Annotated in this window: 13 protein-coding genes; 3 read left to right on the plus strand and 10 right to left on the minus strand. The window is 66.7% G+C overall.

Annotated features, from left to right (window positions below; translation table 11 throughout):
- The first annotated feature begins 16 nt into the window (after positions 1-16).
- Entirely contained in the window at positions 17-901 is an 885-nt protein-coding gene (locus AC3WMU_RS10380; RefSeq protein WP_035212931.1) for a crotonase/enoyl-CoA hydratase family protein, read from the plus strand.
- Positions 902-927: 26 nt separating this feature from the next.
- Here AC3WMU_RS10380 and pdeR read toward each other — a convergent pair whose 3' ends face one another.
- Both pdeR and AC3WMU_RS10390 read right to left on the minus strand, forming a co-directional pair.
- The gene (pdeR, locus tag AC3WMU_RS10385) at positions 928-2925 is read right to left on the minus strand and encodes a cyclic di-GMP phosphodiesterase (protein ID WP_006224169.1); all 1998 of its coding nucleotides are present in this window, start codon (positions 2923-2925) and stop codon (positions 928-930) included.
- Positions 2926-3269: 344 nt separating this feature from the next.
- The gene (locus AC3WMU_RS10390) at positions 3270-4265 is read right to left on the minus strand and encodes a Bug family tripartite tricarboxylate transporter substrate binding protein (RefSeq protein ID WP_006224170.1); all 996 of its coding nucleotides are present in this window, start codon (positions 4263-4265) and stop codon (positions 3270-3272) included.
- Positions 4266-4486: 221 nt separating this feature from the next.
- Between AC3WMU_RS10390 and AC3WMU_RS10395 the strand changes: the two genes are divergently transcribed.
- Both AC3WMU_RS10395 and AC3WMU_RS10400 read left to right on the plus strand, forming a co-directional pair.
- Positions 4487-6262 (plus strand): IlvD/Edd family dehydratase, encoded by a 1776-nt coding sequence (locus AC3WMU_RS10395; RefSeq protein WP_167390043.1) that lies wholly within the window; start codon positions 4487-4489, stop codon positions 6260-6262.
- A 9-nt stretch (positions 6263-6271) separates the two neighbouring features.
- A complete protein-coding gene (locus AC3WMU_RS10400; RefSeq protein WP_454676588.1) occupies positions 6272-6955 on the plus strand; it encodes a GntR family transcriptional regulator in 684 nt (227 codons plus the stop codon).
- 24 nt (positions 6956-6979) lie between these two features.
- On the opposite strand, the gene AC3WMU_RS10405 is transcribed toward AC3WMU_RS10400, so the two are convergent.
- From AC3WMU_RS10405 to AC3WMU_RS10440, 8 genes are all read right to left on the minus strand, one after another.
- Positions 6980-8635: a TRAP transporter large permease gene (locus tag AC3WMU_RS10405; RefSeq protein WP_454676587.1), complete on the minus strand. Its 1656-nt coding sequence runs from the start codon at positions 8633-8635 to the stop codon at positions 6980-6982.
- A gap of 2 nt (positions 8636-8637) precedes the next feature.
- Positions 8638-9264, minus strand: coding sequence for a TRAP transporter small permease subunit (locus tag AC3WMU_RS10410; protein WP_006224174.1), 627 nt, complete (start codon positions 9262-9264; stop codon positions 8638-8640).
- 82 nt (positions 9265-9346) lie between these two features.
- Complete coding sequence (locus tag AC3WMU_RS10415) at positions 9347-10123, minus strand: ABC transporter permease (protein WP_006224175.1); 777 nt, start codon at positions 10121-10123, stop codon at positions 9347-9349.
- Positions 10120-10929: an ABC transporter ATP-binding protein gene (locus AC3WMU_RS10420; protein ID WP_088588502.1), complete on the minus strand. Its 810-nt coding sequence runs from the start codon at positions 10927-10929 to the stop codon at positions 10120-10122. Before AC3WMU_RS10420 ends, AC3WMU_RS10415 begins: the two co-directional genes overlap by 4 nt.
- Positions 10926-11951 (minus strand): ABC transporter substrate-binding protein, encoded by a 1026-nt coding sequence (locus AC3WMU_RS10425; RefSeq protein ID WP_492282280.1) that lies wholly within the window; start codon positions 11949-11951, stop codon positions 10926-10928. The genes AC3WMU_RS10420 and AC3WMU_RS10425 overlap by 4 nt, the downstream gene beginning before the upstream one ends.
- Before the next feature lie 64 nt (positions 11952-12015).
- Positions 12016-13254 (minus strand): xanthine dehydrogenase family Fe-S subunit, encoded by a 1239-nt coding sequence (locus AC3WMU_RS10430; RefSeq protein ID WP_492282281.1) that lies wholly within the window; start codon positions 13252-13254, stop codon positions 12016-12018.
- Positions 13255-13265: 11 nt separating this feature from the next.
- Complete coding sequence (locus AC3WMU_RS10435; RefSeq protein ID WP_492282282.1) at positions 13266-14093, minus strand: FAD binding domain-containing protein; 828 nt, start codon at positions 14091-14093, stop codon at positions 13266-13268.
- Positions 14090-16492 carry a xanthine dehydrogenase family protein molybdopterin-binding subunit gene (locus tag AC3WMU_RS10440; protein ID WP_492282283.1) on the minus strand — a complete coding sequence of 801 codons (2403 nt, stop codon included), beginning with the start codon at positions 16490-16492 and terminating at the stop codon, positions 14090-14092. The genes AC3WMU_RS10435 and AC3WMU_RS10440 overlap by 4 nt, the downstream gene beginning before the upstream one ends.
- Positions 16493-16505: the final 13 nt, after the last annotated feature.

Raw genomic sequence — 16505 nt, forward strand, 5'->3', positions numbered from 1 at the left:
GATTGGACGAAAGCACATGAATCAACTCATTCATCCAGACTGCCACCCCTTTACCGCAGCGGGCAACATGAAGCAGATTTCAGCGTTTTACGAGGAGGGACGTCGTGTCATGTGGATGATGCTCCGGGCGCAGCCCCGGCCCTGCTTTAACCACGAACTCATCGACGAAATCATGACCCTGGCGCGGGCCGCCAAGGATTCGGGCCTGCCCATCGACTTCTGGGTGACGGGCTCGCTCGTGCCCCAGATCTACAACGTGGGCGGCGACCTCAACTTCTTCGCCGAGGCGATCCGGACCGGCAAGCGCGAAGCCTTGCGGGCCTACGCGCGGGCATGCGTGGATTGCGTGCATGCGGCCTCGCGCGGGTTCGATACGGGCGCCATCTCGCTGGCCATGATCGAGGGCACGGCGTTGGGCGGCGGCTTCGAGGCCGCCTTGGCCCACCACTTTGTGCTGGCGCAGAACAACGCCCGCATGGGTTTCCCGGAAATGGCGTTCAACCTGTTCCCGGGCATGGGCGGCTATTCGCTGGTGGCGCGCCGCTCCGGCATGAAGCTGGCCGAAGACCTGATCAGCACGGGCGAATCGCATACCGCCGAATGGTTCCACGGCAAGGGGCTGGTCGACGCGCTGTTCGAGCCGGGCGACGCCTACCGCGCCACGCGCACCTTCATCGACGTGATGCGCCCCAAGCTCAACGGCATGCGGGCCATGCTGCGCGCGCGCCAGCGCGTGCTGAACCTGTCGCGCTCTGAACTGATGGACATCACAGAGGACTGGGTCGAAGCCGCGTTCGCGATCGATCCGAAGGACCGCGCCTACATGGAACGCCTGGTCATGGCGCAGAACCGGCGCACGGCCTCCAGCGCCGACGCGACGCAGGAAGCCACCATGCACTGATCCGCCACGGGCGGACGCCGGCTGTATCAGGCGATCAGATGCAGTCGGCGGCGCTGGGCCAGCCAGGTCGAAAACTCGCTCGCGGGCATGGGCTTGGCATACAGGTAGCCTTGCTTGGCATCCACGCCCAGCGTATCCAGGAACGCGGTTTCTTCCGACGTTTCCACCCCTTCGGCGATCACCTTCAGTTCCAGCGTACGCGCCACGGCCACGATAGCCCGCGCCAGCGCCTGCGACACCGGGTTCTCGTTCACGCCGCGCACGAAGCTGGCGTCCAGCTTGATGGCATCCAGCGGAATGCGGGCCAGCTGCGACAGCGACGAATACCCGGTGCCGAAATCGTCCAGGTGCACGCGTGCGCCCAATTGGCGGAACTGCTTGATCAGGTCGATCGCGGCGACTTCGTCTTCGATCAGGCAGCTTTCCGTCAGCTCGATGTCCAGCAGGCACGGGTCCAGTTCCGCGTCGCCAATGGCGCTCATGAAGTCGCTGACCACGCCCTTGTCGTCCAGCTGCCGCGCCGACATATTGATGGCGATCCGGATGTTCAGGCCTTCGCGCTTCCAGGCGGCCGCCTGGCGGGCGGCCTCGCGCATCACCCACACGCCCAGCGGCGAGATCAGGCCGGATTCCTCGGCGTACGGGATGAAGACGCTGGGGCAGACCATGCCGCGCTCTGGAGAACGCCAGCGCAGCAGAGCTTCCACGCCGTCGACCTCACCGGTCCGCCCGACGAGCTTGGGCTGGTAGTACAGCATCAGGTGGTTCTCGGCCAGCGCCTTGCGCAGGTTCGTGTCCAACCACACGTAGTCCGCATTGCGGCGGTCCATGTCGGGCTGGAAAACGCGGTAGGTATGGCGCCCCGCTTCCTTGGCCACGTACATGGCGATGTCGGCGCTGCGCACCACGCTGTCCAGGTCGGCGCCGTGGTCCGGGTACATTGCGATGCCGATCGAGCAGCTGGTGTAGACCTCGATCAGCCCCTGGCGGAAAGGTTCGCGCAGGCGTTCGATGATGCGCTCGGCGGTGGCTTCCAGCTCCCAGGCCTGCGCCTGTTCCTGCAGCACGATGAACTCGTCGCCGCCCAGCCGGGCCAGCGTCTGGCCTTCGGACAGGCAGGTCGAGATCGCCACCGACACGGCCTTGAGCAGGCGGTCGCCGAAGCCGTGGCCGTAGTGGTCGTTGATGCGCTTGAAATTGTCCAGGTCCAGGAACAGGACGCCGCCCCGCCCTTCCTTGCCGGCCGCCAGCGCCGCCTTCAGGCGCGACGTGATGGCGTGGCGGTTGGGCAGGTTGGTCAGCATGTCGGTATTGGCCAGCACGCGCAGGCGCTCCTGCGCCTGGCGTTCTTCGGTGATGTCGGTGCCCGAGCAGATCAGGTACACGCGCTTTTCGCCGCTGCCGCTGGTGACGAACTTATTGCGGAACAGGAACAGCCGGGGGCCCTTGACTGTATTGATCAGCCGTTCGGCCTCGTAGGACTGCCCGCGTTTGTAGAATTCCGCGATATTGCGGCGCGACGCCATGGCTTCTTCGCGCGTCATGAACATCTCGAACACGCTGCGGCCGACGATATCCTGTTCGCGCTTGCCGGTGTATTCCTCGCTCAACTTGTTAAAGCGTTGCACGCGGCCGTTCTGGTCCACGATGACGATCACCGAGTTGGCTTCGGACACTACGGTTTCGGCAAACGACAGGCCTTCGACCAGGTCCTTGGCGACGGATTCAGTGTCGGAATGCGCCGATGCGGTGCCGGCCCATTCGTTGGGGTTGATCTTGCGGCCTACCAGATGCAGCCGCAGCAGATCCCCGTATAGCGAGATATCGATGCGCAGGCTGGACGTAATGCCCGTCAGCGAACGGACGGCGTCAGCCTGTTCCGGACGCAGCGCCATCGCGATATTGGTCGCTCCCTTGACGGCGGAAAGCTCAAAGGCATCGCTATCGGCGGCCAACCGCCAATATGGGCTGTGCGTACCGAAATGCGTATACAGGATCGACTTTTCGTCCTGATTCTCTGTCATCGTGGTATCCCCCCACTGTCCTAAGGCCTGCCACACTAAAAGTAGGCGCCTTTAGTATGACCAGTCGTAGCTGGACCGAAAAGTACATTACGGCCAAGCCTGGGCGGGGTCAACACCTATGTGCGGCGCGTCAAACGCTGTATTGCGGATTGTTTCACCGACTATCACGGGCGTGTGGGAAACCGGCTCCCTTACAACATCTTTAATGCGCCGCCACCTCCCGGCGCGCACGCCTTGTTGCGCCGGATGGCACCGCAACGCACAAACAAAATCGCCGAAGATTCCATGAAGAAATCTTCGGCGTGTCGCGTAAAAGGCGCAACCCGGCGGATCAACCCGACGGATCAGTCCCCCTTCACCCCGGCTTCATCGATCACCTTGGTCCAGCGGGCCAGTTCGGCCGACACGCGGGCGCTGGCGTCGGCAGGCGTAGTCCAGGTGGCGATGGCGCCCTGGTTGAGCAGCGACGCCTTCACTTCCGGCTTGGCCAGGATCTTCTTGAGTTCACCGTTCAGGCGGTCGATGACCGGCGCCGGCGTATTGGCGGGCGCCACGATGCCGAACATCGAGCTGACCTCGAAGTCCTTCAGGCCCGCTTCGGCGGCGGTCGGCACGTCCGGCAGCGCGTCCACGCGCACCGGCGAGGTCACCGCCAGCGCGCGCAGCTTGCCCGCCTTGATATTGCCCTGCGCGGCCGGCACCGTTTCGATCATGCTGAGCACCTGGCCGCCCATCAGATCGGTCATGGCGGGGCCGCTGCCCTTGTAAGGCACGTGCAGGATGTCGACGCCCGCCGTGCGCTTGAACATTTCGCCAGCCAGATGCTGGGGCGAGCCGTTGCCGGCCGAGGCCATGGTCATGTAGCCCGGCTTGGACTTGGCCAGCGCGATGAATTCCGACAGCGTCTTGGCCTGCACCGACGGGTTGACGACGAACACCAGCGGCACCGTGCCCACGATGGACACCGGCGCGAAGCTCTTTTCCACGTCATAGGTGACGCGGCCGCGGTACAGGGCGGCGTTGATGGAATGGCTGGTCAGCGCGCCCATCAACAAGGTGTAGCCGTCGGGCTGCGCCTTGGCGACCTGGTCCGCGCCGATGTTGCCGGCGGCGCCCGCACGGTTCTCGACGATCACCGACTGGCCCAGCGCGCCCGTCAATTCCTGCGCCAGCACGCGGCCGATCACGTCGGTCGCGCCCCCGGGCGGATACGGGACGATCAGGCGGATGGGCTTGTCCGGATACGCGTCGGCCGACAGCGCCGGGGCGGAAACGCCAGCACAGAGGGCCAGCAGGGAAAGCAGAACGGCACGGCGCGGCCGCAGACGCAGGTCTGACATTGAGGTCTCTCCAGCCGGGATGAGTATAGGAATGGACGGACGCCCGGCTCGTCAACGGCGCCAGTGTAGGAGGCTGAACTTGATAGAAGAATCAGAATTTTTCTATCGACTGATCTTATAAACAGATCAATATATCGGCACGCAGAAACCGCTTGCGAGGCCTCTCGAAGGGTGGATATGATCTTGGCCCTGGATTATCAATAATATTATCGGGACTGAAAATGACGGACGAGACGAAAGGCGGCAAGCCCGCAGCGGGGCCTTTTGACAGCGACAGCGCCACCGCGCAGGGCGTGGCCCGCGGGCTGACAAACTACGGCGACAAGGGTTTCTCGCTGTTCCTGCGCAAGGCCTTCATCAAGGGCGCCGGCTTGTCCGACGACGCGCTGGCCCGTCCGATCATCGGCATCGTCAACACGGGCAGCAGCTACAACCCGTGTCACGGCAATGCGCCCCAGCTGATCGAAGCCGTCAAGCGCGGCGTGATGCTGGCCGGCGGCTTGCCGATGGACTTCCCGACCATTTCGGTGCACGAAAGCTTCTCGCAGCCGACCAGCATGTACCTGCGCAACCTCATGTCCATGGACACCGAGGAGATGATCCGCGCGCAGCCCATGGACGCCGTGGTGCTGATCGGCGGCTGCGACAAGACCGTGCCGGCCCAGTTGATGGGCGCCGCCTCGGCCGGCGTGCCCGCCATCCAGCTGGTCACGGGCTCGATGCTGACCGGGTCGCACCGCGGCGAACGCGTCGGCGCCTGCACCGACTGCCGCCGTTACTGGGGCCGTTACCGCGCCGACGAAATCGACGCGCCCGAAATCGCCGACGTGAACAACCAGCTGGTCGCCAGCGTGGGCACCTGTTCCGTGATGGGCACGGCCAGCACCATGGCCTGCATCACCGAAGCGCTGGGCATGATGGTGGCGGGCGGCGCATCCGCTCCGGCCGTCACGGCCGACCGCGTACGCGTGGCCGAACGGACCGGCGCCACCGCGGTCGCCATGGCCGCGTCCCGGCTGACGCCCGACCAGATCATCAACGGCAAGTCCATCGAAAACGCCTTGCGCGTGCTGCTGTCGATCGGCGGCTCCACGAACGGCATCGTCCACCTGACCGCCATCGCCGGCCGCCTGGGCATCGATATCGACCTGGCGGGCCTGGACCGCATCAGCCGCGAAACTCCGGTGCTGGTCGACCTGAAGCCGTCGGGCCAGCACTATATGGAAGATTTCCACGACGCCGGCGGCATGCTCGCGCTGCTGCGCGAACTGCGGCCCTACCTGCACCTGGACGTCATGACCGTGTCCGGCCGCACGCTGGGCCAGGAACTGGACGACGCTCCCGCGCCCTTCACGCAGGACGTGATCCGCACCGCCGCGTCGCCCATCTACCCCGTGGGCGGCCTGGCCGTGCTGCGCGGGAACCTGGCCCCGGGCGGCGCCATCATCAAGCAGTCCGCCGCCAACCCCAAGCTGATGGAGCACGAGGGCCGCGCGGTGGTGTTCGAAGACGCCGAAGACATGGCGCGGCGCATCGATGACGACGCGCTGGACGTGACCGCCGACGACATCCTGGTGCTTAAGCGCATCGGCCCGACCGGGGCGCCCGGCATGCCGGAAGCCGGCTACATGCCGATTCCGAAAAAGCTGGCGCGTGCGGGCGTCAAGGACATGGTGCGCATTTCGGACGGCCGCATGAGCGGCACGGCGGCGGGCACCATCGTGCTGCACGTCACGCCCGAGGCCGCCATTGGCGGGCCGCTGGCTTACGTGCAAAATGGCGACCGCATCCGCTTGTCGGTAGCGCAGCGTGAAATCGCGCTGCTGGTGGACGACGCCGAACTGGCGCGCCGCGCTGCGGCCCAGCCCATCACCCGGCCCACCGCCGAACGCGGCTACCGCAAGCTGTTCCTGCAAACCGTGACGCAGGCCGACCAGGGCGTCGATTTCGACTTCCTGCGCGCCGGCGTCACCCATGACACCGTGCCGAAGAAGTAACGCTGCCCCATGAACGCCATCACGCCCGACGCCCTGCAAGCAGAGGCCCCTGACGCCACGCAGACCGCGGTGGCCGCCCTGGAAGAAGACATCGTCTTCGGCCGGCTGCACCCGCGCGAACGCCTGACCGAGGACGAGCTGATGGCGCGCTTCGCCATGAAGCGCCATGCCGTGCGGCAGGTGCTGGCGGAGCTGGAACTCTTGGGCGTGGTCGAGAAAAAGCGCAATATCGGCGCCGTCGTGCGGGCGTTTTCCACCCGCGAAGTGATGGAGCTGTATGCGCTGCGCGAGGTGCTGGAGGTGCATGCCGCCAGCCAGATGCCGCTGCCCGTGCCCGAAGCGCGGCTGGCGGCGCTGGTGGCGGTGCAACGCGAGCACGACGCGGCGGTGGCCGATGGCGACGCGCGCCGCGTGTTCCGCAGCAACCAGCGGTTCCACCGCGAGTTCTTCGGGCTGCTCGACAACGCCGTGCTGGGCCAGGCCATCGAGGAATACGCCCGGCGCACCCACCCCATCCGCTTCGGCACGTTGGTGGCGGCCGGCTACCGCGAACGCGCCCGCCAGGAACACTGGGCCATGATCCAGGCGCTGCGCGACGGCGACCGGGCGGCCCTGATGACGGTGTGCCGCGACCACCTGCTGCCATCGCGCGACGCCTATCTGGCCTCGGAACAGGTGCGGCCGGGGCGCTAAGCCGGCACGCTGCCCCTGCCCGTTTTATTTGAACGGATTGGAATCCGCCCCGTAGGCGCCGGCGCCCGCGGCCCCGCCCACTTCCAGCGACACCGAACTGGGGTCGACTGTCGCCGCGTCGCTCTTGTAGTGCATCACCATGCCCGGGAACGCCATGACCGCGGCGACCATCAGCAACTGGATCACGATGAACGGCACCGAGCCCCAATAGATCTGCCCCGTGGTGACGGGCTCGATCATCTTGCCCGTGACTCGGTCCTTGTAGCGGTCCCGCGGCGCCACGGACCGCAGGTAGAACAGCGCGAAGCCGAATGGCGGATGCATGAACGAAGTCTGCATGTTGACCGCCAGGATCACGCCGAACCAGATCAGGTCGATGCCCAGCTTGTCGGCCACCGGCCCAAGCAAGGGCACGATGATAAACGCCAGTTCAAAGAAGTCCAGGAAGAAGGCCAGCACGAAGGTCAGGACGCTGACGACGATCAAGAAGCCCCACTGCCCGCCGGGCAAGCCCGTCAACAGATGCTCGACCCAGAGATCGCCGTTGACCGCGCGGAAGGTCAGGCCGAACACGGTGGACCCCACCAGGATGAACACCACGAAGCAGGACAGCTTGGTCGTCGTGTCCATCGCCTGCTTGAGCAGGTCCAGCGACAGGCGGCGGCGTATCAACGCCATCAGGATGGCCCCCACCGCCCCCATGGCGCCGCCTTCGGTCGGCGTGGCCACGCCGATGAAGATCGTACCCAGCACCAGGAAGATTAGCGCCAGCGGCGGAATCATCACGAACGTCACCCGCTCGGCCAGCGCCGACAGCAGGCCCAGCCCCAACGCCTTGTTGATCAGCGCAATGACGAAGGCCGTGACGCCCCAGAACAGCAGCGCCACCACGATGCGTTCGTCGATCGGCGCGGTGTTGTTCTCGACCCAGAGGCCCAGGAAGTAGGCCGACACGGCTGAAATCGTCATCAGCACCAGAAGCGACCGACCGCCGCGCGTGCCGTTCGGCTCCTGGAAGCGGCGCGCCTCTTCGGGCAGCGCCGGCGCCGACGCCGGCTTCAGCAGGCTCATGATGACGATGTAGGCGATGTACAGCCCGGCCAGCACGAAGCCCGGCACCATCGCCGCCCGGTAGATGTCGCCGATGGAACGGCCCAGCTGGTCGGCCAGGATGATCAGCACCAGCGACGGCGGGATGATCTGCGACAGCGTGCCCGACGCGGCGATCACGCCGCTGGCCAGCTTGCGGTCATAGCCGTTGCGCAGCATGATCGGCAGCGATATCAGCCCCATCGAAATGACCGAGGCCGACACCACACCCGTGGTCGCGGCCAGCATCGCGCCCACGAACACCACCGCGATGGCCAGCCCGCCGCGCACCGCGCCGAACAGCTGGCCGATCGTCTCAAGCAGGTCCTCGGCCATGCCCGAGCGCTCCAGCACCAGCCCCATCAGCGTAAAGAACGGCACCGCCAGCAGCGTGTCGTTGGAAATGATGCCGAACACCCGTTGCGGCAGCGCCTGGAACAGCGAGGAATTGAGCAGGCCCAGTTCCATGCCCACCAGACCGAACAGGATACCGTTGGCCGCCAGGGCGAACGCCACGGGAAAGCCCAGCAACAGGAAGATGATCAGCGTCGCGAACATGATCGGCGCCAGATTGGCAATGAAGAACTCCATGATCAGCGACCCTTGTTATCCAGTTCACGCACAGCGGCCGCTTCGCGCGCTTGCGCTTCACGGGCGATTTCTTCGGCCAGTTCCTCTTCGGCGCTCTTGGCGCCCTCGCGTTCGCGCGGGTCGCGGCAGCGCCCCATCAGGAAGCCGATGCATTTGATCAGGTGCGACACGCCGGCCAGCACCAGCAGCGCGAAACCCACGGGGATCAACAGCTTGACCGGCCAGCGGATCAGGCCGCCGGAGTTGGACGAATGCTCGTTGCTCAGGTACGAATCCATGAACACCGGCCAGGACAGGTACATGATCAAGAGGCAGGCCGGCAGCAAAAAGAACAGCACGCCGAAGATCTCGATCCCCACCTGGGCGCGGCGCGACAGCCGCGACGCGATGATGTCCACGCGCACGTGGTCGTTCTTCAAGAGCGTGTAGCCCGCCGTCAGCAGGAACATCGCGCCGAACATGTACCACTGCATTTCCAGCCAGGCGTTGGAGCTGAAGTGGAAGAACTTGCGCACGATGGCGTTGCCGGCGCTGACCAGGACGACCAGCAGCGTCACCCAGGACACGATCCGGCCCATCCGCAGGTTGATCGCGTCTATGCCGCGCGACAAGGCGAGTAGTGCTTGCATCTGTTTTCCCCAGAATTGTTTCTAATCACACGTTTGCCCAACCCCGACGCCGCGGTCTGCCGCCGCGGACACGGAAACCTTCTCAACCGTCTTCCCGGTGGTGCCGCAGCCACGGTGTCGAGCGGCGTTCCAGCCACACCAGCAGCGCGAACAGCACCATGCCCATCAGCGCCAGCACGAAGATCGCGGCAAACACCCGCACCGTGTCGAACGTGCCCTGGGCGCTCATGATCACGTAACCCAGGCCGCGCTGCGACGACACGAATTCACCGACGATGGCGCCTACCAGCGCCAGCGATATCGACACTTTCATGCCCGCCAGGATCGAGGGCAGCGCGCTGGGCAGCCGCACCTTGAAGAAGAAGTCGCAGCGCGAGCCCTTCAGCACCCGCCCGAGGTCCAGCACGTCCTGCGGAACCGATCGCAGGCCATGGACGGTGTCGACGATGATCGCGAACACGGCGATCAGGAAGGCGATGGCGATCTTGGGTTCGGCGCCCGTGCCCATCCAGATCACGAACAAAGGTGCGATGGCGACCTTCGGCACGCTGTTCAAGGCCACGATCAGGGGATAGATGAATCGCTCGAACCAGCGCGACCCCACCAGCATGATGGCGATCGCCACGCCGCCGGCCACCGCCAGCGCAAAGCCGGCGAGCGTGGTCATCAGGGTGTAGGCGGCGTGGCCGGCGTACCAGCTCCATTCGGACGCCAGTTCCAGCACCACCTGCCCCGGCAGCGGCAACATGATGGCGCGTACGTGGAAGACCCGGGCGGCAACTTCCCAGAGCAGCAGGAACACCACCACCGACACCAGGCCCGCCATCCGGCGGGCGGCACTGCGCAATAGCCGGATCATCGGGCGCTCTCCACGGGTGACGCCGCGCGGGCGCCCTCGTCTATCAAACCCATCTGCTGGAACATGCCCCGGATATGCCGCACGTATTCGCCAAAAGCGGGGGTTTCGCGCAGCGCCAGCGGCCGGGGCCGCGGCAGGTCGATGTGGATCGTTTCCAGGATGCGGCCGGGGCGCGGCGAAAACACCATCACCACATCGCCCAGGAATACCGCTTCGGCAATGCCGTGGGTCACGAACAGCACCGTGTTGCGGGTTTCCATCCAGATCCGCTGCAACTCCACGTTCATCTGGTCGCGGGTCAGCGCATCCAGGGCGCCGAACGGCTCATCCATCAGCAGCAGTTGCGGGTCGTCGACCAGGGCGCGGCAGATCGCGGCGCGTTGTCGCATCCCGCCGGACAGCTCGCGCGGATAGCTCTCGGAAAACTTCGTCAGGCCGCTCAAGGCCAGCAGCTCGCGTACCTTGCCCTCATACGCCGCCACGGGCTTGCCCGCGAATTCGATCGGCAGCAGGATATTGCGCCGGACGTTGCGCCATTCCAGCAGCGCATCGCGCTGGAACACCATGCCCATGCCTTGCGGCGGCCCATCCACCGGCACGCCTGCCACCTGCAACTCGCCGCTGGAGAGGGTCTCCAGGCCCGCCACGCAGCGCAGGAACGTGCTCTTGCCGCACCCGCTCGGCCCCAGGATGCTGACGAAGCGGCCTTGCGGCACGTCGACCGACACCGAGGCCAGCGCCTCCACGCCGGCCGCCCCCGGGTAGCGTTTACGCACGTCCCGCGCCGACACCGCCCACGGCGTCATGGCTGCACCAGGCTGTCGTAGCGTTCGGGGTGCACCAAGCCGGTCACATAGAACGAAGAGGCCTCGGCGCCAGCGCCGATCAGCCCGACGGAAGACAGTGTCTTGACCGCCTGGGTCCAGTCCTGCGGCACGATCGCGCCCAGGCGTTCGCCTGCCGCCGGCTGGCCGAAGTACGGCTGCAAGGCGTCGATCTGGCCGCGCAGCACGGTCTTGTCCAGGCGGGCCTGCGGCCGCTGCTGCAGGATGGCGGACACCGCCTCGTCCTGATGCCCGGCGTAGATGTATTCCCAGGCCCGCGCGGTGATGCTGGCAAAGCGCGCGATGGCCTCGCCCCGCGCGGCCAGTTTGGATTCATTGGCGAACAGGCCGAAGCTGGGCATGTTCAGGCCGAAGTCGGCAAAGCGCACCGCGCTGGAAGGCCGGTTCTGCGATACCACCGGCAGGAAGAACGGGATCGTGGAGAACGCCGCGTCCGCCCGGCCCATCGCATAGGTCGACGCCTTGCCGGCGGAGTCCACGTTAATCAGTTCCAGGTCGCTCTTCTTGAGCTTGCCCGCCGCCAGGAAGGCATCGATGAACGGCGCCTCCAACGAACCGGCCGTATAGGCCACCTTCTTGCCCTTGAGCTGGGCGGGCCCGGTGATGCCGGCCTCCGCCGGCACCAGCAGCCCGATATCGCTTTGGCGCGCAAACACCGCCACCGCCTTGACGGGCATGCCCTTCTCACGGGCGATCATCACCGAAGCCAAGGCCGCATGCCCGACGTCGAAACTATCGCCGGCCCCCACGATCTGCACCGTGGTCACCGAACCGTTGCCGTCTTCCAGCGAGACGTCCAGGCCGGCCTGCTGGTACCAGCCCTTCTGCTGCGCCAGGTGGAACGCGCCGTGCACCCCCCACGGCGTCCAGTCCAGCCGCACCCGCAGCGGTTCTGGATTCTGGGCCCAGGCCGACGCGCTGAGCGCGACCGCGGCCAGGCCCCACATGGCGTGGCGCCAACCTCTTGCGAAACCCGCATGCATGCTCTTCCCCGTTATCCGACGACACTATGCGGCCGCTGTTGCGGCGGCCTGACCTCGTCCGCGATCAGTCGCCGCGGCCGAACCAACGCTTGATACGCGCCCACAGCACGCTGAAGAACATGGCCGTGGGATTGAAACTGGCCTGGACCAGGGGTTCGCCCTGCCCTGCGGGCTGACGCAAGCGGGCCGTCACGTTGTTGCCGAAGTCGGCGATCATGCGGCGCACGAAATCCTGCACCAGCCCCGACCGCGAGAACTGCGCCAACGGCCCTTGCAGCGAATACAGCAGATTGACGTTGACCCGCGTCTCGGTGGGCGACAGCGCCTCAAGCTGATACGTGATGTCGCCATTGGCGCGCGACTGGCTCAGCGTGTCCTGCCCGGCGCCGCGGAACACTGCCCGCATGGCGGCGTCGTCGCGTTCCAGGCGGGCCGCGCCGTTGAAGGCTGCGGCCATGGGCCCGAACTTGATGGCGACCTTGCCCTTGACGCGATCGCCCTCGTGCGATTCGATCGAGGCGCCCGGCAGGCAACTCGCCAGGGCCGGCAAGTCCACCATGAAGGCCCAGACTTCCGCCGCCGGGAACGGCACCTGGAAGCCGCCGTCGATCTGGCTGCCGCGCCCCGCTTTCTTGTCCGCCGGCGCCGCCGCCGTGGGGGTTGGAGCTACGCTATCCGCACTGCCCGCGGTAGCCGCGGTGGCCGAGGCCGTCGCTTCAGCCGGGCTGGCCATCGTTGGGGTAAAACCGGCGAACGCCACCGGCTTCTCGGCCACGGGCGCTGCGCCGCGGCCTTGCGCCTGGGCGGCGCGCAACGCCTGCACCGCCGCATCAGGCTGCGCCTTCAAGTCGGCCAGCACCGACATCACCGCGGCGACGATGCCCATATAACCGGTGCAACGGCACAGGTTGCCGGACAGCTCCACCCGGACCCGGCTTTCATCCGCATCGGGCAGGCGCAGCACGATATCGCGCGAGGTCGCCAGCATGCCCGGCGTGCAATAGCCGCATTGCAGGGCGTGATGCCGGGTGAAGGCGGCGCGCAGCCGCTGCATCACCGGATCGGCGTCGTACCCTTCGATGGTGGTCACTTGCCGCCCTTCGCACGCCACCGCGAACGAAATACAGGACCGCACCGGCGCTCCGTCGACCAGCACCGTGCAGGCACCGCAGACGCCATGTTCGCAACCGAGGTGGGTGCCGGTCAGGCGCGCCTGATCCCGCAGGAAATCCCCCAGATGCATGCGCGCGGGCGCCTCGTGCGATACGCGCTTGCCGTTTACTTCCAATGTCACCTGAACCATGGTTTTTCCTGTCAGCCCAACGCCTGCGCCAGGCAGCGCGTCACCGCGGTCCCGTGCAGCTTGCGGTGGTGTTCATCCTTGTCCTGCATGACACCGGCCAGTTCATTGGCCAGCAGCGTCTCGTCCATGCCGGCCAGCCCCTGCTGCGCGATGCGCGCGGCCAACCGGGGCAGCAGCCTGGGCGCGCCGTCCAGGGCGCCCACCGCGATGCGCGCCGTGCCCGCCACGGGATCGAACCAGGCGGCGCAGCTGGCTTCGGCGAACTCGCCCGTCTTGCGGCAGAACTTGTAATAGCCCCAGCGCGCCTGCGGGCTGGGAACCGGCACGAGCACGGCGGCGATCAGTTCGTCTTCCCGCAACGCCGTGGTGTAGGCGCCCTGCATGTAGCCGTCGGCCGGCACCCTGCGCACGCCGTCCGGGCCGGCGATCTCCAGCGTCGCGCCCAGCCCCACCACCGTCAGCACCCAATCCGCCGCCGGGTCGGCATGCGCCAGGCTGCCGCCCAGCGTCCCGCGGTTGCGGATGGCGCGGTAGGCGATGCCCGGGGCCACCTGCTGCAAGGGCGTGCCGCGCAGCAGCTCGTGCACGCCGTCCTCGATTTCGGCGTGCGTCACGGCCGCGCCCACGCGCAGCATGCCGTCCTGCCGGGTGACGGTACGCAATTCCGCCAAGCCGGAAATGTCGATGACGACCGGCGGACGCGCCAGCCGCAGGTTCAGCATCGGCCCAAGCGACTGGCCGCCGGCCATCAGCTTGGCGCGGCCGTCGTGTTCGCGCAGCGCCCGCAGGGCTTCCTGCAGCGAGCCGGGACGCGTGTACTCGAATGCGGCGGCCTTCATGCCATCACCTCGGCGGCGGCGGGCTGAACCGTCTGTTTTCCTTGCGCGATGGCGGCCAGGACGCGCGTCGGAGACAAGGGCGTGCGCAGCAATTCCGCCGCGCCCAAGGGACGCAGCGCATCGTTGACGGCGTTGAACAGCACGGCTGGCGGCGCGATGGCCCCTCCCTCGCCCATGCCCTTGGCGCCGAATTCGGTGTGCGGCGATGGCGTCTCGAAGTGATGCAGGCGCATGTTGGGGACTTCGGTGGCGCCGGGCAGCATGTAGTCCGCCAGCGTCGAGGCCAGGGGCTGGCCGTTCTCGTCGTAGGGCGTCTCTTCATAGAAGGCGGTGCCGATGCCCTGGGCCACGCCGCCGATGGTCTGACCTTCGACGACCATGGGATTGATCATCGTCCCGCAATCTTCCACCACCACGTAATCCAGGATTTCCACGCCGCCCGTGCCCGGATCCACCGCCACCACCGCCGCATGGGTGGCGTAGGTGAAGCAGCCCGTGTCGACTTTGGGCTTATAGCCCACGGTGACCTCCAGGCCGCTGGGATCCACGTCGGGCGGCAGCAGTTGCGGCCGCAGGTACCAGGCGTCGGCCACGTCCTTGACCGACACCGACTTGCCGCCCGCCTCCAGGCGATCCTGGTTCCACGCCACACTGGCCGGATCGGCCTGCAGCAGGTGCGCGCCGATATGCGTCAGCCGGGGCAGCAGGCGCTTACAGGCTTGCGACACGGCGCCGCCCGACATCACCAGCGACCGCGACGCGTAGGTACCAGTGGAAAACGGCGTCTGCCCGGTGTCGCCGTGCAGCAGCTTGATGCTGCCCACGTCGACACCCAGGATTTCATTGGCGATCTGCGCAAAGGTGGTTTCCATGCCCTGTCCGTGCGAATGCACGCCCACCCGCAGTTCCAGCCCGCCGTCGGGCGTGACCCGGGCGGTGGCCTGGTCGAACCCCGGAATGACGGGGGTTCCCCAGGCGGCGAACACGGACGTGCCGTGCGCGGCCTGCTCGGTATAGGTCGCCAGGCCCACGCCGATCAGACGCCCATCGGCTTCGCCCTGGCGCTGGCGCTCGCGCACCGCGGCCACGCCGATCATGTCCATGGCCTGTTGCAGGCTGGCCGGATAGTCGCCGCTGTCCAGGTGCTTGCCCGTCACGTTGACGAACGGCATCTGATCGCCCTGCACCAGGTTCTCCTGGCGCACTTCCCACGGTTCGCGCCCGACCTCGCGTGCGATCGCGTCCATCGTCAGTTCCATCGCGAAGCACACGCCGGTGCGCGCCACGCCGCGATACGGCACGAATCCGGGCTTGTTGGTGGCTACCGCCCGCGTGACGCAGCGGTAACCTTTGAAAGCGTACGGCCCGGGCAGGTTGCCGATGGCCTGCCCCGGCTCCAGGCCGATGGTGAACGGCCATACCGAATACGCGCCGCCGTCGATGGTGATCTTGGCGTCCAACGCCAGGAGCTTGCCGCGACGGTCGGCGTAGGCCACCATTTCATAGTGGTGCTCGCGCGAGTTGGCGCCCGCGGTCAGGTGTTCGCGGCGGTCTTCGATGAAGCGAAACGGCCGCTTGAAGGTCTTGGCCAGCCAGGCCACGCACAACTCTTCCTGCTGCAGCACGCACTTGTAGCCAAAGGCGCCGCCCACATCCGGCGACACCACCCGCACACGGCCCTGCTCCAGGTCCAGGCACTGGGCCAGCACGCTGCGGATCATGTGCGGCACCTGGGTGGCGCTGACCACTACCAGCTGGTCGGCCTGATGGTCCCAATACGCCAGCACCGCCTTGCCTTCCATCGGCACCATGCATTGCCGCGCCAGGTCGATCTTGCGGCGCACCACCACCTCGGCCTGCGCCGCGTACTCGTCGAACTGCTTGTCGGCATTGAGCGTGACGAAGACGTTGTCGCGCCACTGCTCGTGCAGCAAGTCGCCCTGTGCGGCCTGCGCGCTGTCAACGTCGGCATACACCGGCAGGTCGTCGTAGTCGACCTCGATCAGTTCGGCGTAGTCCTCGGCTTCGGCGCGCGTGGGCGCAAACACCATGGCCACCGGTTCCCCCACGAAACGCACCTTGCCCGAGGCCAGCGGCGGCTGGGCCGACGCCTGATAGGTGGGCAGCGTGGAATCGGCCACGATGTCGCGCGCATCGGGCATGGCCTGACGCAGGAACACATTGCCCGCGATCTGGTCGGCCACGCGCACCGCCGTGATGCGCGCATGCGCCAGCGGACTGCGCAGGAACGCGACTTCGCTCAAGCCCGGCATGGCCATGTCGGCCACGAAATTGCCTTTGCCGTGCAGATGGCGCGCGTCCTCCTTGCGCGGCACCCGCGCGCCCACTCCTTGCGGCTTACCTGGCCGGCCGTGCGTACTGGCGTGTTCTGTCGTCATGACTACCCTCTGT

This window comes from Achromobacter sp. FW305-C-13 (assembly GCF_058783475.1).

Bases quoted from the DNA above. Each gene is read 5' to 3' on its own strand.
- AC3WMU_RS10400 (WP_454676588.1), top strand. From the start codon at position 6,272: ATGAACGCCATCACGCCCGACGCCCTGCAAGCAGAGGCCCCTGACGCC.
- AC3WMU_RS10430 (WP_492282281.1), bottom strand. From the start codon at position 13,254: ATGGTTCAGGTGACATTGGAAGTAAACGGCAAGCGCGTATCGCACGAG.
- AC3WMU_RS10405 (WP_454676587.1), bottom strand. From the start codon at position 8,635: ATGGAGTTCTTCATTGCCAATCTGGCGCCGATCATGTTCGCGACGCTG.
- AC3WMU_RS10440 (WP_492282283.1), bottom strand. From the start codon at position 16,492: ATGACGACAGAACACGCCAGTACGCACGGCCGGCCAGGTAAGCCGCAA.
- AC3WMU_RS10425 (WP_492282280.1), bottom strand. From the start codon at position 11,951: ATGCATGCGGGTTTCGCAAGAGGTTGGCGCCACGCCATGTGGGGCCTG.
- AC3WMU_RS10390 (WP_006224170.1), bottom strand. From the start codon at position 4,265: ATGTCAGACCTGCGTCTGCGGCCGCGCCGTGCCGTTCTGCTTTCCCTG.
- AC3WMU_RS10380 (WP_035212931.1), top strand. From the start codon at position 17: ATGAATCAACTCATTCATCCAGACTGCCACCCCTTTACCGCAGCGGGC.
- pdeR (WP_006224169.1), bottom strand. From the start codon at position 2,925: ATGACAGAGAATCAGGACGAAAAGTCGATCCTGTATACGCATTTCGGT.
- AC3WMU_RS10395 (WP_167390043.1), top strand. From the start codon at position 4,487: ATGACGGACGAGACGAAAGGCGGCAAGCCCGCAGCGGGGCCTTTTGAC.
- AC3WMU_RS10415 (WP_006224175.1), bottom strand. From the start codon at position 10,123: ATGATCCGGCTATTGCGCAGTGCCGCCCGCCGGATGGCGGGCCTGGTG.
- AC3WMU_RS10420 (WP_088588502.1), bottom strand. From the start codon at position 10,929: ATGACGCCGTGGGCGGTGTCGGCGCGGGACGTGCGTAAACGCTACCCG.
- AC3WMU_RS10435 (WP_492282282.1), bottom strand. From the start codon at position 14,093: ATGAAGGCCGCCGCATTCGAGTACACGCGTCCCGGCTCGCTGCAGGAA.
- AC3WMU_RS10410 (WP_006224174.1), bottom strand. From the start codon at position 9,264: ATGCAAGCACTACTCGCCTTGTCGCGCGGCATAGACGCGATCAACCTG.